The organism is Sphingomonas sp. SL1004, from assembly GCF_057815015.1.
In genome coordinates, this window is sequence record NZ_JBYMUX010000001.1 from 4,143,321 (window position 1) to 4,164,830 (window position 21,510).

At 67.0% G+C, this 21,510-nt stretch carries 21 protein-coding genes and 1 pseudogene; 18 read left to right on the top strand and 4 right to left on the bottom strand.

All coding sequences use genetic code 11. The features are described from left to right. Positions 1–15 precede the first annotated feature (15 nt). Both AC3D24_RS19155 and AC3D24_RS19160 read left to right on the top strand, forming a co-directional pair. Positions 16–408, top strand: coding sequence for an NADH:ubiquinone oxidoreductase subunit NDUFA12 (locus AC3D24_RS19155; RefSeq protein ID WP_489032637.1), 393 nt, complete (start codon positions 16–18; stop codon positions 406–408). 197 nt (positions 409–605) lie between these two features. Further along, a pseudogene (locus AC3D24_RS19160) lies at positions 606–839 on the top strand (DUF2155 domain-containing protein); the annotation flags it as partial. A 35-nt stretch (positions 840–874) separates the two neighbouring features. Here the strand turns inward: AC3D24_RS19160 and aat are convergent. From aat to AC3D24_RS19180, 4 genes are all read right to left on the bottom strand, one after another. Further along, positions 875–1,606 (bottom strand): leucyl/phenylalanyl-tRNA--protein transferase, encoded by a 732-nt coding sequence (gene aat, locus AC3D24_RS19165; RefSeq protein ID WP_489032638.1) that lies wholly within the window; start codon positions 1,604–1,606, stop codon positions 875–877. Beyond that, on the bottom strand, positions 1,603–2,325 hold the full coding sequence (locus tag AC3D24_RS19170; RefSeq protein ID WP_489032639.1) for a ParA family protein: 723 nt from the start codon (positions 2,323–2,325) through the stop codon (positions 1,603–1,605). The genes aat and AC3D24_RS19170 overlap by 4 nt, the downstream gene beginning before the upstream one ends. Before the next feature lie 110 nt (positions 2,326–2,435). Then, positions 2,436–2,819, bottom strand: a complete 384-nt coding sequence (locus AC3D24_RS19175) for a hypothetical protein (RefSeq protein ID WP_489032640.1) — start codon at positions 2,817–2,819, stop codon at positions 2,436–2,438. A 123-nt stretch (positions 2,820–2,942) separates the two neighbouring features. Then, on the bottom strand, positions 2,943–3,098 hold the full coding sequence (locus tag AC3D24_RS19180) for a hypothetical protein (RefSeq protein WP_489032641.1): 156 nt from the start codon (positions 3,096–3,098) through the stop codon (positions 2,943–2,945). 185 nt (positions 3,099–3,283) lie between these two features. Here AC3D24_RS19180 and AC3D24_RS19185 point away from each other — a divergent pair, with 185 nt between their 5' ends. The 16 genes from AC3D24_RS19185 (at position 3,284) to AC3D24_RS19260 (ending at position 21,510) form a co-directional block, all read left to right on the top strand. Further along, entirely contained in the window at positions 3,284–4,252 is a 969-nt protein-coding gene (locus AC3D24_RS19185; RefSeq protein ID WP_489032642.1) for a cysteine synthase A, read from the top strand. A gap of 59 nt (positions 4,253–4,311) precedes the next feature. Further along, a complete protein-coding gene (locus tag AC3D24_RS19190; protein ID WP_489032643.1) occupies positions 4,312–4,581 on the top strand; it encodes a hypothetical protein in 270 nt (89 codons plus the stop codon). A gap of 836 nt (positions 4,582–5,417) precedes the next feature. After that, complete coding sequence (locus AC3D24_RS19195) at positions 5,418–5,918, top strand: division/cell wall cluster transcriptional repressor MraZ (RefSeq protein ID WP_107952158.1); 501 nt, start codon at positions 5,418–5,420, stop codon at positions 5,916–5,918. After that, positions 5,915–6,880 carry a 16S rRNA (cytosine(1402)-N(4))-methyltransferase RsmH gene (rsmH, locus tag AC3D24_RS19200; protein WP_489032644.1) on the top strand — a complete coding sequence of 322 codons (966 nt, stop codon included), beginning with the start codon at positions 5,915–5,917 and terminating at the stop codon, positions 6,878–6,880. Before AC3D24_RS19195 ends, rsmH begins: the two co-directional genes overlap by 4 nt. After that, positions 6,877–7,575, top strand: coding sequence for a hypothetical protein (locus AC3D24_RS19205; RefSeq protein ID WP_489032645.1), 699 nt, complete (start codon positions 6,877–6,879; stop codon positions 7,573–7,575). Before rsmH ends, AC3D24_RS19205 begins: the two co-directional genes overlap by 4 nt. After that, positions 7,572–9,290 carry a peptidoglycan D,D-transpeptidase FtsI family protein gene (locus AC3D24_RS19210; protein ID WP_489032646.1) on the top strand — a complete coding sequence of 573 codons (1,719 nt, stop codon included), beginning with the start codon at positions 7,572–7,574 and terminating at the stop codon, positions 9,288–9,290. Before AC3D24_RS19205 ends, AC3D24_RS19210 begins: the two co-directional genes overlap by 4 nt. 10 nt (positions 9,291–9,300) lie before the next feature. After that, complete coding sequence (locus tag AC3D24_RS19215; protein WP_489032647.1) at positions 9,301–10,716, top strand: UDP-N-acetylmuramoyl-L-alanyl-D-glutamate--2,6-diaminopimelate ligase; 1,416 nt, start codon at positions 9,301–9,303, stop codon at positions 10,714–10,716. Between the two features lie 127 nt (positions 10,717–10,843). Next, the gene (locus AC3D24_RS19220; protein WP_489032648.1) at positions 10,844–12,235 is read left to right on the top strand and encodes a UDP-N-acetylmuramoyl-tripeptide--D-alanyl-D-alanine ligase; all 1,392 of its coding nucleotides are present in this window, start codon (positions 10,844–10,846) and stop codon (positions 12,233–12,235) included. Continuing rightward, positions 12,236–13,306 carry a phospho-N-acetylmuramoyl-pentapeptide-transferase gene (gene mraY / locus AC3D24_RS19225; RefSeq protein WP_056486650.1) on the top strand — a complete coding sequence of 357 codons (1,071 nt, stop codon included), beginning with the start codon at positions 12,236–12,238 and terminating at the stop codon, positions 13,304–13,306. It begins immediately after the preceding gene. After that, positions 13,303–14,679 (top strand): UDP-N-acetylmuramoyl-L-alanine--D-glutamate ligase, encoded by a 1,377-nt coding sequence (murD, locus tag AC3D24_RS19230; RefSeq protein ID WP_489032649.1) that lies wholly within the window; start codon positions 13,303–13,305, stop codon positions 14,677–14,679. Before mraY ends, murD begins: the two co-directional genes overlap by 4 nt. A 65-nt stretch (positions 14,680–14,744) precedes the next feature. Continuing rightward, positions 14,745–15,926: an FtsW/RodA/SpoVE family cell cycle protein gene (locus tag AC3D24_RS19235; RefSeq protein ID WP_060526809.1), complete on the top strand. Its 1,182-nt coding sequence runs from the start codon at positions 14,745–14,747 to the stop codon at positions 15,924–15,926. Continuing rightward, positions 15,923–17,065, top strand: a complete 1,143-nt coding sequence (gene murG, locus AC3D24_RS19240) for an undecaprenyldiphospho-muramoylpentapeptide beta-N-acetylglucosaminyltransferase (protein ID WP_489032650.1) — start codon at positions 15,923–15,925, stop codon at positions 17,063–17,065. Before AC3D24_RS19235 ends, murG begins: the two co-directional genes overlap by 4 nt. After that, positions 17,062–18,480 carry a UDP-N-acetylmuramate--L-alanine ligase gene (gene murC, locus AC3D24_RS19245; RefSeq protein ID WP_489032651.1) on the top strand — a complete coding sequence of 473 codons (1,419 nt, stop codon included), beginning with the start codon at positions 17,062–17,064 and terminating at the stop codon, positions 18,478–18,480. Before murG ends, murC begins: the two co-directional genes overlap by 4 nt. Positions 18,481–18,521: 41 nt before the next feature. Next, positions 18,522–19,613, top strand: coding sequence for a UDP-N-acetylmuramate dehydrogenase (gene murB, locus AC3D24_RS19250; protein WP_489032652.1), 1,092 nt, complete (start codon positions 18,522–18,524; stop codon positions 19,611–19,613). Further along, positions 19,610–20,548, top strand: a complete 939-nt coding sequence (locus AC3D24_RS19255; protein ID WP_489032653.1) for a D-alanine--D-alanine ligase — start codon at positions 19,610–19,612, stop codon at positions 20,546–20,548. The genes murB and AC3D24_RS19255 overlap by 4 nt, the downstream gene beginning before the upstream one ends. Next, positions 20,545–21,510, top strand: a complete 966-nt coding sequence (locus AC3D24_RS19260) for a cell division protein FtsQ/DivIB (protein ID WP_489032654.1) — start codon at positions 20,545–20,547, stop codon at positions 21,508–21,510. The genes AC3D24_RS19255 and AC3D24_RS19260 overlap by 4 nt, the downstream gene beginning before the upstream one ends.

Genomic DNA, 21,510 nt, shown 5'->3' on the forward strand with positions numbered 1-21,510 from the left:
GGTTAAGCGCGGCGCATGGGCTTTCTCGCATCGACTTTCACGTGGTGGAACGGCGCCACCCTCGGCACCAAATTCGGCCTGCGCAGCATGGCGAAGATGGGGGAGGACGCGCTCGGCAACGTCTATTACCAGGGTGGCAAGGACACCGCGGGCAACCCGCGCCGCTGGGTGATCTATCAGGGCGCGACCGACGCCAGCCGTGTTCCGCCCGCGTGGTTCAGCTGGCTGCATCACCAGGTCGACGACGTGCCCGAGCGCGCGCTGCCGCCGATCCGCGCCTGGCAGAAGCCGGCCGTACCTAACATGACCGGTACCGCGCTCGCCTATCGGCCATCGGGTGCTCTCGAAAAGGGTGGCAAGCGCGCCGCCGCGACGGGCGATTACGAAGCCTGGACGCCCGAAGGGTGATCATGCGCTGGCTCGCCGCGGCCGTGTTGGTCGTGGCGTTGGCGGTGGGCGGCTGGTTCGGATACCGCGCGCTGACCAAGCCTGCGACTCCGATTGCCGCGGTCCAGCAGGACCTGCCCGGCCCGGATGAGGCTGGCAATTCCTCGATCGAGACGATCGATACCGGCGCCGCCGCGATCGCCAATGGCGGCACGCCGATGGCGCAGCGCGTCGCGGTGCTCGGCCTGCTCAACAAGCGTAACGGCGAAACCCGCGAAGTGACGCTGAAGCCTGGGCAAGCGACGCGGATGGGCGATGTCGTGCTGCGGCTGCGTGCGTGCGAGCAGACTGCGCCGTGGGAGCAGGAGCAGCTGACCGGCGCGTTCGTGCAGGTGCTGGTGCGCGGCGTCGACAAGCATTGGCGGCGGACGTTTTCGGGCTGGCTGTACAAGGAGCGTCCCGCGCTGAACGCGGTGCAGCATCCGGTCTACGACGTCTGGACCAAGAGCTGTGCGATGACTTTCCCGGCGACCGGCCCCGATACCGCGCCGGTCGCGGAGGCCTTGCCGGCCAAGCGGTCCAGCGCGCGGAAGTCGCCGGCGGCCGACGAGACTCCGGCGGCGGACGAGGGCTTGAGCGCACCGTCGAGCGCCGCACCCAGCAACGCGACGTAATCCGCGCGCTCGATCTCGATCGCGCCGAGCGAGGCGAGATGCGAGGTCTGGAACTGGCAATCTAGCAAGGTGAAGCCGCCGGTGCGCAGGCGCGCGACGAGGTGCGCGAGGGCGACCTTCGAGGCGTCGGTGGCGCGGCTGACCATGCTTTCGCCGAAGAACGCGCGGCCGAGCGACAGGCCGTACAGCCCGCCGACCAGCTTGCCGCCGTCCCAGCATTCGACCGAATGCGCGAACCCCATCGCGTGGAGCGTCTGGAAGACGCGCTCGATGCCGTCGTTGATCCACGTCTCGGGCCGCCCCTCGACGCTCTCAGCGCAGAGTTGCACGACACGCTCGAACGCGGTGTCTACGGTGACCTGGAACCGGTCCGCGGCGATCGTCTTCTTCAGCGAGCGCGAGAGCTGGAAGCCGTCGAGCGGGAGGACGGCGCGGCGGCGTGGCTCGACCCAATAGACGCTGGCGGCGTCTCGACTGTCCGCCATCGGGAAGACGCCGACCGAATAGGCGCCGAGCACCAGCTGGGGGTCCAGGATGTCGGTCACGCGGCGAGCCGTTGCTCGATTTGGCGCCAGAGATTGGCGAATGCCTGCGCGGCGGCGGATCGGGGCGCGAGCACACCAACCGGCGCGCGCTTGACCGCCATCGACTCGATACCGCTGGCCATCGGGATGACCGGCCAGTCGGGATGGCGCTCCAGTGCTTGGGCATGCAGTGCGCGCCGTCTGTCGACCATGACGTGGACGGGGAACAGCGGCGTGCGACCGCCGAGATGCTGGACCACCGCGTCGTACGCGCGGGTCGAGAGCGGGGAGGGGATGACGGGGATCACGATCAGGTCGGCGGCGCGCATGACCTGGTCCGCGGTCTCGGTCAGGCCCGGTGGGCAGTCGAGGATCACGCGGTCGTAGCCGGCAAGCTCGGACAGCAGCTTGGCGAGGCGCTTCTTCTTGTCGAGATCGTGGAACAGCTGGTCGAGCCCGCGCAGCGACGCGTCGGCGGCGATCAGGTCGAGATGGGGGTAGGCGGTCGGCCGCGCCTGTTTGCGGACCGCGACGTCCTTCGAGAACATCGCCTGCGCCTGGTCGGCGTTGGCCCCGACTCCATGGGGGCCACCGAGCACCCAGGTCGAGGCGGCCTGCGGATCGAGATCCCACAGCAGCGTGCGGCGTGCGGACAGGGTAGCGGCGCACCAGGCCAGGTTCACCGCGAGCGTCGTCTTGCCGACGCCGCCCTTGAGGCTGTAGATCGCGACTGTTGCCATCGCCCTAGGGTGCCGATCTCACGTCGTTCGGGCAAGAGCGCGCGGCACAAAGAAAAACGGCCGGCGAAGGATCCGCCGACCGTTCTGGACAATCATCGAAGCCGCAGGGCTCAGGCGTGGCAGATCTGCGCCGACTTGCCCGGTGCGGTCAGCGTGACGCTGTCGTCGTCGCCGGTCATCGACCAGCCGCCCTCGGCGGTCTTCGGCGCGCCGGCGACATCCGACTTCAGCGTGGTGGCGGGGCCGTCCTTCTTGGTGCGGACCACGGCCTGCTTGTCGCCCTGGAAGAACGTCACGTAGAGCAGGCTGTTGTCCTTGCAGCGCAGCGTCTTCTCGGACTTGATCGAAGGCGGCAGCTCGACCGGTGCGGCGTTGGCGAGCGTGTTCGCCATCGGATCCGGATTGGTGTCGACCACCTCGGGCGCGGCAGGCTTGGAGTTGCAGGCGGCCAGCGCGAGCAGCGCGGCAACGGCGGAGAGGGGGAGGATCTTCATAGTATCCCCGCTTCGCGCATGCAGCATAGGGCGTCAAGGTCTATGGCTGGATATGGGGCAGGAGAACTGTACCAAACCCGCCAGCCGGATAGTCCCGCGTGACGTCTCGAACTGCCGTCACGGCTACGCGGGGCAAGGTGGATCTCCGAGCGAATCCAGCCGGTCCTGCACCAGTCCGAGCGGCGTGGTGAGATGCGCGGCGATCAGCGTGTCGCCGACCGACTCCATGAGGTCTATGGCCTCTTCGAGCAGGGCCAGCGCGCGCGCGTATTCCGACAAGTCGCGATCCACCTTTTCCAGCGATCCCAGACGGTAACATGGATCATACCAACTGCACGCCGTTTTTTGCCGGGGTGTTTCCGGCGTGATCGGCGGCCCTGAACGTCGGACGTGCCGACCGCGAATTTAAGGCGGCAAACTTTCGCTCGCTTGCTCCGGACGCGCCGCCACGCCACATACCGGCGATGCATACGACACCCGACACGCTCGCCCTTATCGGCAATACTCCGCTCGTTCGGCTGAAAGGTCCGAGCGAGGCAACCGGCTGCGATATCTTCGGCAAGTGCGAATACGCCAACCCAGGTGCGTCGGTGAAGGATCGCGCCGCGCTGTTCATCGTCGAGGATGCCGAGCAGCGCGGGTTGCTCCAACCCGGCGGCACGATCGTCGAGGGCACCGCGGGCAATACCGGGATCGGCCTCGCGCTGGTCGCCAATGCGAAGGGCTACAAGACGATCATCGTCATGCCCGAGACGCAGAGCCGCGAGAAGATGGACACGTTGCGCGCGCTTGGTGCTGAACTCGTGCTGGTGCCGGCCGCCGCATTCTCGTCGCCGTGCCATTTCGTCCATACCTCGCGACGGATTGCGGAAGAAACGCCGGGCGCGATCTGGGCGAACCAGTTCGACAACACCGCGAACCGCCGCGCGCACATCGTCGGGACCGCGGAGGAGATCTGGGCGCAGATGGACGGGCGTGTCGACGGCTTTACCTGCGCGGCCGGTACCGGCGGCACGATCGCCGGCGTCGGACTGGGGCTGAAGGCCAAGGACGAGAATGTCTGCATCGCGCTCAGCGACCCGCACGGTGCAGCGCTCTATAACTACTACGCACATGGCGAGTTGAAGGCGGAAGGGTCTTCGGTCGCCGAAGGCATCGGGCAGGGGCGTATCACCGCCAATCTGGAAGGCGCGCCGATCGATACGCAGTTCCGGATTTCGGATCAGGAGGGCTATGCATGGGTCCGCCGGCTGCTCGACGAGGAAGGGCTGTGCCTTGGGCTGTCGTCGGGGATCAACGTCGCAGGGGCGGTGGCGCTGGCAAAACATCTCGGGCCCGGCAAGCGGATCGCGACGATCCTGTGCGACACCGGATTCCGGTATCTGTCGACGTTGTACGATCCGGCATGGCGCACCGCGAAGGGGCTCGTTTGAGCGATGAAATGCCTGTGAATCGACAGAAGCGCGGCAGTCGGGTATCATGGCGCGGCAAGATGAAGTTACCTCATGATCCCTCGCAGAGCATGCAACGCATCAAGGTTGGCATGATCGGGCTGGCCGCGGTCGTGCTGCTGATCGGCCTCGCCAGCGCGATCATCGGGTCTGCGAGCCGCGAGCGCCCTGTCGCGACGGCGGGCACGGCGCAGGCCGATGTGGTGGCGAACATGGGTGTCTCGAACGTCGTCGATGCCACGAGCGCTGGCGAGCCGCTGGCCGAGATGGGCGTGGCGCCGAGCGCCAACGCGCAGGCTCCCGCGCCATAGCCGGCGGAACAGGGTGCCAGGTACGATAGTCTGCTGGTTTTCGATCGTCCGACCATAAGGCCATCGCCTTGGCGAGCGGACCGTCGAGGCGGCGCATGATGCCTTGCCGCGGAGAATGGACGGTCACGTCAACGCATTAGGTCGTGGCGCGAAGAGTGAACCGTTGCTTCGGCGCATCAAGTCGTGGCACGAAGTGTAACCGTTGCCCGAGTAAATAAGCCGTCACCCCAGCGAAAGCTGGGGTCTCCATCGTGGCAGGTGACGGGTGTCACACGGGGATACCCCAGCTTTCGCTAGGGTGACGGAGCTTCTCCTGGGGTGGCGGCTGTTGCGGGTGGACTGCTGTGCTGTGCTGGCGGCATTCGCCGAGGTGGCGGTCTCCACCGGGGCAGTTAGTGCCGGATACGCCTTCATCGAACCTCGACTCGAACGATCCTCCCCCGCCAGGGGGAGGTGGCTAGCGCTTGCCAGACGGAGGGGGAGGAAAGCGATCACCGCTGTTGCGTGGTCCTCCCCCTCCGTCGCCTTCAGCGCCCCCTCCGTCAGATCGGGATCCGGCATCCGCCATCTGGCGCGATCCCCGAATATCCCCAGCCCAGGACTGCCCAAATCGTCACATCCGATCCGAACTGCGCACCATATCCCCCCAGACTGGCGTCCGAAACTCGTGGTGAATCCCGAGAATCCCCAAAAATCCCGTTGCGTCCCCGAACCTCTATGGTAGATGGAGGTTAATACAGGGGCACGTTCACCGTTAGCTGAAAGCGCGGTCGGGACGCGGCGATGGCCGCGTTTCGAGATGGTGAAGCGTGTGCGCCATTTCGAAGGGTTTTGGCGTGTCGGTACGGGGTCGCTATCAAGGAGACGGTATCGGCCTTGTCGACGACAAGGGCCGGGTAGCCATCCCCTCGGCACTTCGCACGATGCTCTCGGCAAATGCGCCCAAGGCGAACGGCAAGGACGGCGGGACCATCATCATCGGCGCGCATCAGAAGAATCGCTGCCTAGTCGCGTATGATCCCGGTTACGTCGACATCCTCGCCGAGCGCCTCGATCGCCGCGAATCCGAGAACACGTCCGAGAACGGCGAGTACGACTACAACATCAAGCGCGCCGCCGCATCCGGCGAAGCGGTGCCGTTCGACGGCTCCGGTCGCTTCATCATGCCCGCGTTCCCGCGCTTTTATGCGGGCATCAAGGGCCATGCGTTCTTCTACGGCGTGCTCGACTATATCGAGATCTGGGACCCCGCGACGCTGATCGCCACCGACGGCATGCCCCCCGTCGTCAAGGAGATGGCGCGCTTCTACATGGCCGAGAAGGGGGTGCAGCTGTGAGCACGCCCCCCATTCTCGACACGTCCGCACCGCACATCCCGGTACTGCTCGACGAAGTCCTGGCCGCGCTTTCCCCTGAGCCCGGCGAGACGATGGTCGACGGCACGTTCGGCGCGGGCGGCTATACGCTGGCGCTGCTCAAGTCGGGTGCGCGGATCGTCGCGTTCGACCGCGATCCCGATGCGATCGCCAATGGTCGCGCGATGGAAGAAGCCGAAGAAGGCCTGACGCTGATTGCCGCGGACTTCTCGGCGATGGCATCCGAACTCGAAGCGCGCGGCCTCGCGCCGGTCGACGGTGTGACGCTCGATATCGGCGTGTCGTCGATGCAGCTCGACCAGGCCGAGCGCGGCTTCTCGTTCCAGTCGGATGGCCCGCTCGACATGCGGATGGCGCGGGCCGGCATGTCGGCGGCGGACTTCGTCAACGAGGCGGACGAGAACGAGATCGCCGACGTGCTGTATCAGTACGGCGACGAGCCCAAGTCGCGGCGTGTCGCGCGCGCGATCGTCGCGGCGCGCCCGCTGACGCGGACCGGCGAGCTGGCGCACATCGTCCGCCGCGCGCTCGGCTACAAGGCGCACGACAAGAAGGATCCCGCGACGCGCGCGTTCCAGGCGATCCGGATCCACGTGAACCGCGAGCTTGGCGAACTGGCCGACGGACTGCTCGCGGCCGAGCGCGTGCTGAAGCCCGGCGGCCGCTTGGCGATCGTGACGTTCCACAGCCTCGAGGACCGGATGGTGAAGCGCTTCCTGCGCACCCGTTCCGGTGGCTCTCCTTCAGGTTCGCGTCATCTTCCGCAGGTGAAAGCCGTTGCGGAACCTAGTTTTTCTCATGTCGGCCGCGGTGTTCGCGCCGGCGAGGCCGAGATCGCGCGCAACCCGCGTGCGCGCTCGGCGACATTACGGACGGCGCGGCGGACCTCCGCGCAACCTTGGACGGAAGAGGTGACGACATGACGGCGGCGTATCGGATGAAGGGTGTGGGCTGGTTCGGGGGCTGCGTGGCCGTCGTGCTCGGTTTCTACCTCGTATCGCTACAGGTCGCCGCCGAGCGCAAGAAGCTGGAGGCGGTCAATGGTCAGATCCGCTCGGCGCAGCGCGACATCCGCGCGCTGGAGACCGAGTTCGACACGCGGGGCAATCTGGCGCAGCTCGAGCGCTGGAATGGCGACACGCTGGCGCTGTCGGCGCCGACTGCCGGCCAGTTCGTGGTGAGCGAGGCCGCGCTCGCGGCGCTCGACGTCAACAGCCTGCGCGCCGACGGGGTCCAGACCGCCGCGCTGCTGGTGCCGTCGGGGGCGGGGTCCGTCGTCTCCGCGTCGATCGTGCCGGTCACCGCCGCTCCGGCCGTTGTGAAGCTTGCCCCCGTCGCGCCGGTGCAGATGGCCCAGGTTACCGCACCGCGCGCGATGAACGTCGCGATCCAGGCGGCTTCGAAGACCGCGCTCAAGCCGGTCGTGATCCGCGCATCGGTCTCGACGCCGCGCTCCGCGGAGGCCGCGCTCGTCCGCGCCGCTAAGACCGAACGCCTCGCTGCCGTCGCCAAGGTCCGGCCGCAGGCGGTCGCGATGCTCGACCGGAAGCTGCTGTCCGACACGACGCTGGGTGACATTATGAGCGGCGCCCGCTCCGAGAGCCGTAAGCGGCGGTGACCGCATTGGTCGCCCGGCCTGTCTCGCAACAGCGTAGCGCCAACCAGCGTCACGCTCTGGTGGCGACGGCGCATACGCGCCTGATGATGCTGATGTTCCTGTTCGGCGCGGCGGTGCTGGTGGTGGTCGGGCGGCTCGGAATGCTGGCGGTACAGTCTTCGCTCGCCGATCCGCAGGCGCGCTCGGCGGCGATTGCGGCACGCGGCGACATCGTCGATCGCAACGGCGCACCGCTCGCGCGGACGATCGATGCGTGGACGATCGCGGTGCACCCGAAGAAGCTGATCGGCGATCCGACCGAGATCGCCAGCAAGCTCGCTGCGCTGATGCCCGAGGCGGGTGACCAGGCGCATTATTATGCGCTGCTGACGTCGGGCAAGAGCTTCATCTATCTTCAGCGGCGCGCGTCGCCGGCGCTGGTCGAGCAGGTCAATGCGATCGGCGAGCCCGCGATCGTGTTCGACCGCGATACGCAGCGGCTTTATCCGCAATCGACGATGGCGGCGCATGCGCTCGGCTTCCTGTCGACCGCGGGCCACGGCATGAGCGGAATGGAGCGCGTGCTCGACGAGCGGCTGACCAATCCTGCGCTCAACGGCACGCCCGTCGCGCTGTCGCTCGACAACCGCGTCCAGGCGGCAATGGAGAGCGAACTCGGCCGCGCGATGACCACCTTCTCCGCGCGCGGCGCCGGCGGTATCGTCCTCGACGTCGCGACCGGCGAAGTGATCGCGATGGTCTCGCTGCCCACGTTCAACCCCAATCGCGTCGGCATGTCCGGCAGCGAACAACTCCGCAACATCACGACTCAGAGCGTTTTCGAGCTTGGTTCCACGTTCAAGCCGATCACGATGGCGACCGCGATGGATACCGGCGTCGTGACGTCGTTCGCGCGGCGGTTCGACGCGACGCATCCGCTCCAGGTCGGGCGCTTCACGATCCATGACGAGCGCGGCGATCCGAAGCGCTGGCTGAACATGGCCGAGACGCTGATCTATTCGTCCAACATCGCCACCGCACGTGTCGCCGACGAGGTCGGGCCCGCAAAGATGCAGGCGATGTTCAAGAAGCTCGGCTTCGATACCAAGCCCGATATCGAACTGCGCGAGAAGGGTCGTCCGTTGTGGCCGAAATACTGGGCGCGCACGACGACGATGACCACCGCCTACGGTCACGGCATCGCGGTGACCCCGCTGCATCTGGCGAGCGCGTATGCGGCGCTGGTCAATGGCGGGATCTGGCGGCCGGCGACGTTGCTGAAGGTCGCGCCGGGGCATGCGGTTGCCGGTCGACGGGTGATCAGCGAGCAGACCAGCGCGCGGATGCGGCAGATGCTGCGGCTGATCGTGCAGCGCGGTACGGGTCGCAAGGGCGATGCGCCCGGCTACCGCGTCGGCGGCAAGACCGGGACGGCGGAGGCGGCCGTCTCGGGCGGCTACGATCATTCGCGCAACGTGGCGACGTTTGCCGCGGCATTCCCGATGGATGCGCCGCGCTATGTCGTGCTGGCGATGCTCGATTCGCCGCTTGGCACGAAGGAAACCGCCGGGTGGAAGACCGCGGCATGGAATACCGCGCCGGTCGTGGGACGGACGATCTCGCGCGTCGGGGCGATCCTGGGCGTGGTGCCCGATGCGCACCGCGACATCGACGTGTCTGACATCCTGCCGACTTTGTGGCAGGACCCGTCGCGTACGCAGCCTACCGGGCAATGAGGACTATTGCATGAAACTCGCAGCGCTGACCGACGGGACGGAAGAGGCGCAGGTGACGGGGTTCGCGATCGATCACCGCAAGGTCGCGCCCGGCACGGTGTTCGGCGCGTTCGAAGGCGCGCGGGTGAATGGCGAGGATTTCGTGGCCGATGCGATCCGGTCTGGTGCGATCGCCGTCGTCGCGCGGCCGGGTCTGCCGGTCGAGGGCGCGACGTACATCGCCGACGACAATCCCCGCGAGCGGTTCGCACAACTGGCCGCGAAGTTCTTCGCGCCGTTTCCCGAGACGTCGGTGGCGATTACCGGGACGAACGGGAAGACGTCGTGCGTCGAGATGACTCGGCAGCTTTGGCGGATGGCGGGGTTTCACGCGGCGTCGATCGGGACGCTGGGCGTTACGACCGCCGACGAGCGTGTGACGACCGGGCTGACCACGCCGGATGTGGTGACGTTCCTGTCGAACGTGGCGGGCCTCGCGCGTGAAGGCGTGACTCATCTGGCGTTCGAGGCGTCGAGCCACGGCCTGACGCAATATCGCACCGAGGGGCTGAAGGTGGCTGCCGCCGCGTTCACCAATCTCAGCCGCGACCATCTCGACTATCATGGCGACATGGCGGCGTATTTTACCGCCAAGATCCGGCTGTTCTCGGAAGTGCTCTCGACCGACGGTGCGGCGGTGGTGTGGGCGGACGATCCGCAGTCGGCGCGGGTGATCGACCTGGCACGCGAGCGCGGCAATCGGCTGATCACGGTCGGCACGCAGGGTGAGACGTTGCGGCTGGTCGGGCGCGATCCGACGCTGCTCGGGCAGGGGCTGACGATCGAGGCTGACGGCCAGACGTACAAGGTGACGCTGCCGCTGATCGGAGCTTACCAGGCGGCGAACGCGCTGGTGTCGGCTGGGCTGGTAATCGCGACCGGCGGCGACGTGGCCGCGACGATCGCCAACCTCGCGCGGTTGCAGCCGGTCCGCGGGCGGCTGGAACGCGCCGTGATCGCGAAGTCGGGTGCGCCGGTGTATGTGGATTACGCGCATACTCCCGATGCGCTGGAAGCCGCGATCGCTGCGCTCAAGCCGCATGCTGGCGGGAAACTGATCGTGGTGTTCGGGGCAGGTGGCGACCGGGATACGGGCAAGCGCGAGACGATGGGGCAGGTCGCGGTGCAGCATGCGGACCGTGTCATCGTGACCGACGACAATCCGCGGACTGAGGACGCTCGAGCGATCCGGTGCGACGTCCTGAAGGGTGCGCGGGGCGCCGAGGAGATTGGCGATCGACGGGCGGCAATTGGCGCGGCAGTGCGAGAGGCTGGCCCAGAAGACATCGTGCTGATCGCCGGCAAGGGCCACGAACAAGGCCAGATCGTCGGCGACATGGTCCTGCCGTTCGACGACGTGACCGTCGCGCGGGAGTGCGCGGCGTGAGGGCGGCGACATCGTCATTCCCCTCCCGCTTGCGGGAGGGGCTAGGGGAGGGCGCGACGTACGTACTGGCGTCCGCGCTGTTTGGTCAGCCCCTCCCCCGACCCCTCCCGCAAGCGGGAGGGGAGCAGTGAGCTTGTGGACTTCAGCTGAGATTGCAGCGGCTACCGGTGGTGTGGCGTCTGGTGACTTCTCCGTCAGCGGCGTCGCGTTCGACTCGCGCGAAGTCGGCCCCGGCGATTTGTTCGTGGCGATGAGGGGCGAGGCCAGCGACGGGCACCTGTTCCTCGATCAGGCCTTCGCACAGGGCGCGGCGGGGGCGATCGTGTCCGAGCCTTGCGACCATCCGCACGTGCTCGTGGCGGACAGTTTTGCCGCATTAAACGCGCTTGGCGACGCTAGCCGTGCACGCTCGTCCGCCAAGATCATCGGTGTCACCGGGTCGGTTGGGAAGACCAGCGCGAAGGAGGCTTTGTTCGCCTGCCTGGACCGCGGGGCGCCCGGCGAGGTGCACCGCTCGGTCAAGAGCTACAACAACCATACCGGCGTGCCGCTGAGCCTCGCCCGGATGCCGCGCGACGCGAAGTTCGGCGTGTTCGAGATGGGGATGAACCACGCCGGTGAGCTTGCCGGGCTGACCCGGCTCGTCCGGCCGCACATCGCGATGATCACTGCGATCGCGCCTGCGCATACCGCGTTCTTTCCCGACGAGAGCGCGATCGCGGATGCCAAGGGTGAGATCTTTGCCGGGCTCGAACCGGACGGAACCGCGATCGTCCCCTATGACAGCCCCCACCGCGATCGGCTGCTCGGCCACGCCGCGCCGTATGCCGCGCACATCATCACGTTCGGCAGCGAGAAAGGCGCCGATGTCCGCGCGATCGAGGCGATGCGGCTGCCGACCGGCGGGACGTTCGTCACCGCGCGGATGGGGCAGGGGGTCGAGCATGAGCTGAGCTTCACGATCGCGCAGCCGGGCGCGCATTGGGTGTCGAATGCGCTCGGCGTGCTCGCGTGCGTGCAAGCGGCCGAGGGTGATCTCGGGCTGGCTGGACTCGCGCTGGCCGAACTTGATGGCCTGCAAGGTCGCGGTGCGCGGTCGCTCGTCGAGGTTGGCTACGGGCAGGCGGTGGTGATCGACGAGAGCTATAACGCCAACCCCGCGTCGATGCGTGCTACGCTCAGCGTGCTGGGCCACGAGCCGGGCCGGCACATCGCGGTGCTCGGCGAGATGCGCGAACTGGGCGAGGGCTCCGACGACTATCACGCCGGCCTCGCCGAACCCATTCTCGCCGCGCGCGTCGAAATGGCGCTGCTCGTCGGTGAAGCGATGCGACCGCTAGCGCAGGTGCTTGAGGGACAGATCGAAACCGTCCATGTGGGCGACGCTGCGGCCGCGCTCGCGTCGTTACGGACGATCCTGGCGCCGGGCGATGTCGTGCTCGTCAAGGGATCGAACGGGGTGGGCCTCGCTCGCGTCGTAGCGGGTCTCCAGGCTGGCCTCAAAGGCGGGATTAACTGAATGTTGTACTGGCTCGCCGAGCATCTGGGGTTTCCCGGCCTGCTGAACCTCATCCGGTATCAGACGGTTCGGACCGGCGGCGCGGTCGCGACCGCGCTGATCATCGGCCTGATCATCGGGCCGAAGTTCATCGGATGGTTGCGCGTGCGGCAGGGCAAGGGCCAGCCGATCCGTGCCGACGGCCCGCAATCGCATCTGTCGAAGCGCGGCACGCCGACGATGGGTGGGCTGATGATCCTCACCTCGATGTGCCTCGCGATCTTCCTGTGGATGGACCTGAGCAATCCGTATGTCTGGGCATGCGTGTTTGTGACGCTCGGCTTCGGGACGATCGGGTTCCTCGATGATTACGACAAGGTGCGCAAAGCCAGCACGGCGGGGATCAGCGGCCGCACGCGGCTGCTGCTGGAGTTCGCGATCGCCGGGATCGCCGCGACGATCATCATGTCGCAGAACGGGCCGCATCTGTATCTGCCGTTCACATCGCGCATGTATCTGGATCTCGGCTGGTTCTTCCCGGTGTTCGCGGCGTTCACGATCGTGTCGTTCGGCAATGCGGTGAACCTCACCGATGGGCTCGACGGGCTGGCGACGATGCCGGTGATCATCGCCAGCGTCGCGTTCATGGTCATCGTGTATCTGGTCGGGAACGTGAAGTTCGCGGACTATCTCGGTATCCCGCACGTTCCTCGCGCGGGTGAACTTGCGATCTTCTGCGGGGCTATCGTTGGGGCAGGGCTCGCATTCCTGTGGTTCAATGCGCCGCCGGCGGCCGTGTTCATGGGCGATACCGGTTCGCTGGCTTTGGGCGGCGCGCTGGGGACGATCGCGGTCGTCGCGCATCACGAGATCGTGCTGGGGATCATCGGCGGGCTGTTCGTGATCGAGGCGCTGTCGGTGATCATTCAGGTGTTCTTCTACAAGCGCACCGGCAAGCGCGTGTTCCGGATGGCGCCGATCCACCATCATTTCGAACAGCTCGGCTGGGCCGAGGCGACTGTCGTGATCCGCTTCTGGATCATCGCGCTGGTGCTGGCGCTGGTCGGCCTTTCGACGTTGAAGCTGCGGTGATTGTTGCGAAGGCCTGGCGCGGGAAACGCTATGCGGTGCTGGGGTTGGCGCGGTCTGGGGCTGCGACTGTGCGGGCGTTGGTTGCTGGCGGAGCGCAGGTCGTTGCGTGGGACTCCGACGAGGTGAAGCGTGATGTCTTCACTCCCTCTCCCCTCCGGGGAGAGGGGCGGGGTGAGGGGCAGCCCAGCAGTGTTGCGTCTGGAACAGCCCCTCACCCAACCCTCTCCCCGGAGGGGAGAGGGCTTTTTGAAGTCGCGCCGCTCGATGATCTCTCGGGCTTCGACGCGCTTGTCGTATCGCCGGGAGTGCCTCTGAACACGCACCCGCTCGCCGCCGCTGCGCGCGCGGCTGGCGTGCCCGTCATCGGCGACATCGAACTCTTCGCCCAAGCCCGAGCCGACCTCCCCCCGCACAAGGTCGTCGGCATCACCGGCACCAACGGCAAGTCCACCACCACCGCGCTCGTCCACCACATCCTCAAGACCGCCGGCATACCCACGCTGATGGGCGGCAATATCGGCCTGCCGATCCTCGAACAGGAAGCGCTCCCCGAGGGCGGCGTCTACGTGCTTGAACTGTCGAGCTACCAGATCGACCTGACGCAGACGCTCGATTGCGACGTCGCGGTGCTGCTCAACATCACGCCGGATCATCTCGATCGCTATGACGGCTTCGAAGGCTATGCCGCCTCGAAGGCGAGGCTGTTCGCGATGCAGTCGGCCGAGCATGACGCGGTAATCGGCATCGGCGACGCACCCTCCGCCGAGATCGCGCGCGGGCTGTCGACGAAGGGCGAGCACCTCACCAAGATCGCCCCGGGCGTGTGCATGGATCAGAGCAGCTGGCCGACGCTCCAGGGCCCGCACAACGCCCAGAACGCACTCGCCGCGATCGCCGTGGTCAAGGCGCTGGGTGTGAGTGAGGTCGATATCGACCGTGGCCTCGTGAGTTTCACGGGCCTGCCGCACCGCATGGAGCAGATCGCCTCGTACGGCGGCGTTGCCTATGTCGACGACAGCAAGGCGACCAATCCCGAGAGCACAGCGCCGGCGCTCGCCGCGTTCGACAGGGTCCACTGGATCGTCGGTGGGCGCGCGAAGGGCGACGACCTCGACGCCTGCAAGCCTGCCTTCGGCCACGTCGTCCACGCCTACACGATCGGCGAGGCTGGCCCAAATTTTGCCGAAATCCTGAAAGACTCGATGCCCGTAGATAACGTCGGCACGCTCGACGCCGCCGTCCGCAGCGCCGCCGCCAACGCGCGTCCCGGCGACACGGTGTTGTTATCCCCCGCTTGTGCTAGCTTCGACCAGTTTAGCGATTACGAAGCACGCGGGGCGGCGTTCCGCGCTGCGGTGGAGTCGCTGGCATGACCGATATGCGCGCTGGGACCATGGATATGGGTGTGTCCGGACAGAAGAACGGGATCGTCGCGAAGATGAAGCGGCGCGGCGGGCGGGGCGATCAGTCGCCGCTCGGCACGTGGTTCTGGGATATCGACCGGATGCTGCTGCTGCTGACGCTGTTCCTGATCGCGATCGGGCTGATCGCGGTGGCGGCGGCGTCGCCAGCGAGCGCGGTCCGCTATTCGGGCGAGCATCACAAGATCGCGCCGCTCTACTATTTCTGGCGGCAGCTGATGTGGGTCGGCGTGTCGCTGCCGGTGCTGTTCGGCGTGTCGATGATGCCGGTGTCGATGGCGCGGCGGATGGCGATCGGCGGGTGCGCGCTGTTCGTGCTGATGCTGATGGTGACGCCATTCATCGGGGTCGAGGCGAACGGTGCACGGCGCTGGCTCGGCGTTGGATTCGCGCAGTTCCAGCCTTCGGAGTTCCTGAAGCCGCTGTTCATCGTCACGGTCGCGTGGCTGCTGTCGTTGCGCGCGAAGGATGCCGAGCTGCCGACCGTGCTGATCACCGGCGCGATGACTGCGGGCGTCGCGGTGCTGCTGATGCTGCAACCCGATTTCGGCCAGACGATCATCTTCTGCTCGGTCTGGATGGCGCTGCTGATGATCGCGGGGACGCCGGCCAAGGTGATGCTCGGCCTCGTCGCGATGGCGCCGGCGGGCCTGATTGCCGCCTATGTCTTCTATGGCGTGGCGCGGTCGCGGATCGATGCGTTCTTGTTTCCGGGCGTCGAGGGCGAGGGCGCGGGCGACCATTTCCAGACCAACGCGGCACATAACACGCTGACCGCGGGTGGCTGGACCGGAACCGGTCCCGGCGCTGGTGCGGCGAAGTTCGGGCTGCCCGAGGCGCATACCGACTATATCTTCTCGGTGATCGGCGAGGAATTCGGGTTGATCGCGTGCTCGGTGATCGCGGTGATCTTCCTCGCGATCGTGGTGCGCGTGTTCGTCAAGCTGCTGGACGAGCAGGACGAATTCAAGCTGCTGGCCTCCGCGGGCCTCGCCACGCAGTTCGGCGCGCAGGCGCTGGTCAGCATGGCGGTGAACACCGGCCTCGCGCCGTCGAAGGGCATGACGCTGCCGTTCATCAGCTATGGCGGGTCGTCGATGATCGCTTTGTCGGTCGGCATGGGGTTGCTGCTGGCGTTTACCCGGCGCAATCCGTTTCTCACGCGGAGCCCCTATGTCGTCCGCTGGAGTGGTGAATGAGTAAGCATTACGTCCTCGCAGCCGGTGGGACCGGGGGACACATGGTCCCGGCAGCGGCGCTCGCAGTCGAACTGACCAAGCGCGGCCACCGCGTCGCGCTGGTCAGCGATGCGCGCGGCGTGCGCTTTCCGGGGTTGTTCGAGGATATCCAGACGCATGTCTTGCCGGCGGGACGCTTTACCGGTGGACCGCTCGGTTGGGCTCGGGCCACGCGGGAGATGTGGCGCGGGCGGGCGATGGCGCGCGAGCTGTACCGGACGTTCAAGCCCGCCGCCGTGATCGGCTTCGGTGGCTATCCTGCGCTACCGGCGTTGCTGGCGGCGTTCGCGGACAAGATCCCGACTGCGGTGCATGAGCAGAACGCGGTGCTGGGGCGCGTGAACCGGTTCGTCGCGGGGCGCGTGGACGCGATCGCGACCTCGTCCGAGCCGACCGAGCGCCTCGCGCCGAAGCTGCTGGGCAAGGCGCATCTGGTCGGCAATCCCGTGCGCGAGGCGGTGCTGGCGCTGCGCGCGCGGCCGTATCCGTTGCTGGAGGAGGACGGGATCTTCCGTGTGCTTGTGACCGGCGGCAGTCAGGGGGCGAGCATCCTGAGCCAAGTCGTGCCCGACGGTCTGGCGATGCTGCCGGTGACGTTCCGGCGGCGGTTGCAGGTGACGCACCAGGCGCGGATCGAGGATATTGACGCGGTGCGTGCTAAATATGCCGAGCATCATATTCCCGCCGAGCTGGCGACGTACCTGCCGGATATGCCCGAGCAGCTGGCGTGGGCGCACCTGGTGATCGCACGCGCGGGGGCATCGACGATTTCGGAGCTGACCGCGGCGGGGCGCCCGGCGATTCTTGTGCCTCTGCCGAGTGCGACCGACGATCACCAGACGGTGAACGCGCGCGAAATCACGAAGGCCGGCGGCGCGCGGACGATCGCGCAGGGAGATTTTACCGCAGTGGAACTGGCCAAGCAGATGCAGAAACTCGGGCTCGATCCGGCGGCGTTGCAGAATGCGGCAGGGCGTGCGCGGAGTTGCGGGCGGCCGAACGCGGCGAGCGATCTGGCCGATCTGGTCGAGAGCCTCGATGCGCCATTGTCGCGCATTCCGGTCGGTGCGCCCTCGAAGCCCAAGGCGCAGTTCGCATGAAGGGCGTCGCAACGGATATCGGCACGATCCATTTCGTCGGCATCGGCGGGATCGGCATGTCGGGCATCGCCGAGGTGATGAAGAACCTCGGCTACCGCGTGCAGGGGTCGGACGTGGCAGAGGGCTATGTCGTGCAGGGGTTGCGCGACAAGGGCATTCCGGTCGCGATCGGCCATGCCGCGTCGAACATCGGCGACGCCGCGGTGGTGGTCGTCTCGACCGCGATCGTGCGCTCGAACCCGGAGGTTGAGGCGGCGCTGAACGCCCGCGTGCCCGTCGTGCGGCGGGCGGAAATGCTCGCTGAGCTGATGCGGTTGAAGTCGACCGTCGCCGTGGCCGGCACGCATGGGAAAACCACGACGACGTCGATGGTGGCGGCTTTGCTCGATGCGGGCGGGGTCGATCCGACGGTCATCAATGGCGGGATCATCAACTCGTACGGCTCGAACGCGCGATTGGGCGCGAGCGACTGGATGGTCGTGGAAGCGGATGAGAGCGACGGCAGTTTCCTGCGGCTCGACGGGACGATCGCGGTCGTCACCAACATCGATCCCGAGCATCTCGATCATTACGGCTCGTTCGATGCGGTGAAGGATGCGTTCGTCGAGTTCGTCGAGAACGTGCCTTTTTACGGCGCGGCGCTGCTGTGCCTTGATCATCCGGAGGTGCAGGGGATTCTCCCTCGGGTGCGCGATCGTCGTGTGGTGACGTACGGTTTTTCGGCGCAGGCGGACGTGCGCGGTGTCGAGGTCACGCCGATCCCTGGCGGCAACCGCTTTGATTGCGTGGTGCGCGAGCGTGATGGTGCGACGCGGACGATCGCGGGGATCGAGATGCCGATGCCGGGTCGGCACAACGTGCAGAACGCGCTGGCGGCGATCGGCGTGGCGCTGGAGTTGGGGATCGCGGATGCGACGATCCAGCAGGGGTTTGCCAAGTTCGGCGGCGTGAAGCGGCGGTTCACCAAGGTCGGCGAAGTGGCTGGTGTCACGATCATCGACGATTACGGCCATCATCCGGTCGAGATCCGCGCCGTGCTCGCGGCGGCGCGCGAGGGCGTGAAGGGGCGCGTGATCGCGGTGGTGCAGCCGCATCGGTATTCGCGTCTCGGCAATCTGATGGAGGATTTCCAGACCGCCTTCAACGACGCGGACCGGGTGCTGGTGACGCCGGTTTACGCGGCCGGCGAGGCGCCTGTGGAGGGCGTCGACGCGGCAGCTCTGGTCGAGGGGTTGAAGCGGCGCGGGCACCGGTTCGCGGGTGTGGTCTCGGATGCTGATGCGCTCGCAGTGGAGTTGGCGGCAACGATAGAGGCGGATGACATGGTCGTGTGTCTCGGCGCTGGCGACATCACGAAATGGGCTGCTGGCCTCGCCGACGCGATCGCGGCCGAGCGCGCGAAGGTGCTGGCGTGAGTGGCGCGCCGCAAATCCTCCCCGGGACGGGGAGGGGGACCATGCAAAGCATGGTGGAGGGGGCTGTCCGCGAGCGTAACGCTTCTGGCGGCGCCCCCTCCACCGCCTTTGGCGGTCCCCCTCCCCGTGCCGGGGAGGATCTGCGTGGTACTCTGACGGCTAATGGCAGTCTGGCGGACTTCATCTGGTTTCGTACAGGTGGCCCGGCGGAGTGGCTGGTGCGACCTTCGGATGTCGATGATCTGGCGGGGTTGCTGAAGACTCTCGATCCTTCGATTCCAGTTCTACCCGTTGGTGTCGGCTCGAACCTGATCGTGCGGGACGGTGGCGTGCCGGGGGTCGTCGTGCGGCTTCCCAAAGCTATGGCTAAGGTTTCGGTGCAGGACGGTCGCGTTCGTGCGGGCGCGGGGGCGATGGGTATTACCGTTGCCAGCGCTGCGCGGGACGCTGGGATTGCCGGGCTTGAGTTCTTGCGCGGGATTCCGGGAACAGTCGGCGGGGCAGTGCGGATGAACGCAGGCGCTTATGGACGGGATGTCAGCGATATTCTGATCGAGGCTACCGTGGTAACGCGCGACGGTTCAGTCGAGACTTGGCCCGCCGAGAAACTCGGCTTCACCTACCGCCATTCGGACCTCCCGGCCGGCGCGGTGGTCGTCGAGGCAGTATTCTCCGGCACGCCCGGCGAGCCCGCCGTGATCGGTGCGGAGATGGACCGGATCGCGGCCGAGCGCGAGGCTTCGCAGCCTCTCCGTTCGCGGACGGGCGGGTCGACGTTCAAGAATCCCGATGGGCACAAGGCTTGGGCGTTGATCGACGCGGCCGGGTGTCGGGGGCTGACTCGCGGCGACGCGCAGGTCAGCGAGAAGCATTGCAATTTCCTGCTGAACCTCGGGTCCGCGTCGAGCGCGGAGATCGAGGCGCTGGGTGAAGAGGTACGCGACAAGGTGAAGGCGCATTCTGGGGTGGCGTTGGAATGGGAAATCCAGCGGGTTGGCATCGCTGCTCCCTCTTCCCTGCGGGGTGAGGTGCAGCCAAGCAGTGCACCGCCCGCGCTTTCCACCAGCGATGCGGCTGGTGATGGCGGGCGCCCACCCCTCGGTCCCCTCCCGCATGCGGGAGGGGAGGCATGACGGTGGTCCTTCACATCGCGGTGCTAATGGGCGGCTGGTCGGCGGAGCGTGAGGTTTCGCTGATGTCGGGCAATGGCTGTGCCGACGCGCTAGAGTCGCTCGGGCACCGGGTTACGCGGATCGATATGGGGCGGGATGTTGCCGCCAAGCTCGCCGAGGCGAAGCCTGATCTCGTGTTCAACGCGCTCCACGGCACACCTGGCGAGGATGGGTCGGTGCAGGGGCTGCTCGACCTGATGGGCCTCCGCTACACCCATTCGGGTCTTGCGACGTCGGTGATTGCGATCGACAAGGTGCTGACCAAGCTGTTGCTCGTCCCCGCGGGCGTGCCGATGCCAGGTGGGCGGATCGTCAAGTCGGCGGACTTGTTCGAGAGCGATCCGATGGCGCGGCCTTATGTTTTGAAGCCGGTCAACGAGGGATCCTCGGTCGGCGTGGCGATCGTCACCGACAGCGGCAATTACGGCAACCCGATCGCGCGCGACAGCGTCGGGCCGTGGGGCGAGTTCGAGGAATTGCTCGCCGAGCCCTATATCCGTGGGCGTGAACTGACGACCGCGGTGCTCGGCGGCAAGGCACTTGGCGTGACCGAGTTGAAGCCGAAGAGCGGCTGGTACGATTACGACGCGAAATACACCGACGGGATGACGGTGCACGTCTGCCCGGCAGAGATCCCCGACGAGATCACCGATGCCTGCAAGAGCCTCGCGCTCGAAGCGCACCGGCTGCTCGGCTGCAAGGGCGCGTCGCGGTCCGATTTTCGGTGGGACGACGAGCGCGGCGTTGACGGGCTTTTCCTTCTCGAGGTGAATACCCAGCCGGGGATGACGCCGCTGAGCCTCGTGCCCGAACAGGCGCGGCATATCGGGATGAGCTATGCCGAGCTGGTGCAGGCGATCGTCGACGAGGCGCTTCAGGACCATCCTTCTCCATGAGCCGCACGATCAAGCGCGGTCCGCCGCCCAAGCGGCCCGCCCCGCGCCGGAAGGTCGCGGTCAAGAAGGTGTCGGTGATGGACCGGCTGGTCGGGATGCTCCCAGTCAGCGAGGACACGCTCCGGAAGATCGCGACGTGGTCGATCCTCGGCGCGGGCGGGGCTATGGCGATCGCGGCGGCGACGTGGGTCGGCATTCCCGGCATGATCGGCGCGGCGGTGGCCGAGGGCGCCGGGCGCGCGGGCTTCAAGGTCGAGCAGATCGAGGTGACGGGCCTCAAGCGGATGGACCGGATGTCGGTCTATGCGGTCGCGCTGGAGGACAAGCAGAACCAGACGTCGATGCTGTCGGTCGACCTGGAGGCGGTGCGGCAGAAACTGCTGCGCTATGGCTGGATCGCGGACGCGCATGTCTCGCGACGGCTGCCCAACACGATGCTGGTCGACATCGTCGAGCGCACACCCGCCGCGGTGTGGCAGGACAATGGCCAGCTGACGCTGATCGACTCGTCGGGTGTGCTGCTCGAGCCGGTCCAGCCGGATGCGATCCCGAATTTGCCGCTGGTGATCGGGCCGGGTGCGGATCGGCAGGAGGCGTCGTACCAGACGTTGCTCGCCGCCGCGCCGGCGCTGAAACCGCGCGTGAAGGCGGCGACGTGGGTCGGCAATCGCCGCTGGGACCTGACGTTCGAGAGCGGCGAGACGTTGGCGTTGCCGGAAGACGGCGCGCCTCGTGCGCTGGTGAAGTTCGCCGAGCTGGACGGCGCAAGGCCGCTGCTGGGGCGCGGCTGGATCCGGTTCGACATGCGCGATCCGACCAAGCTGGTCGCGCGAAAGCCCGGTGCGAGCCTGGCGCACAGCGTCGACGTGCCGGCGCCAGCGAGCGTGCCGGCAACGGGCACTACAGAGACGACGACCCCGTCGCAAACGGCGGGCGCGAACGTAACGGGCGGGGAGGGATGA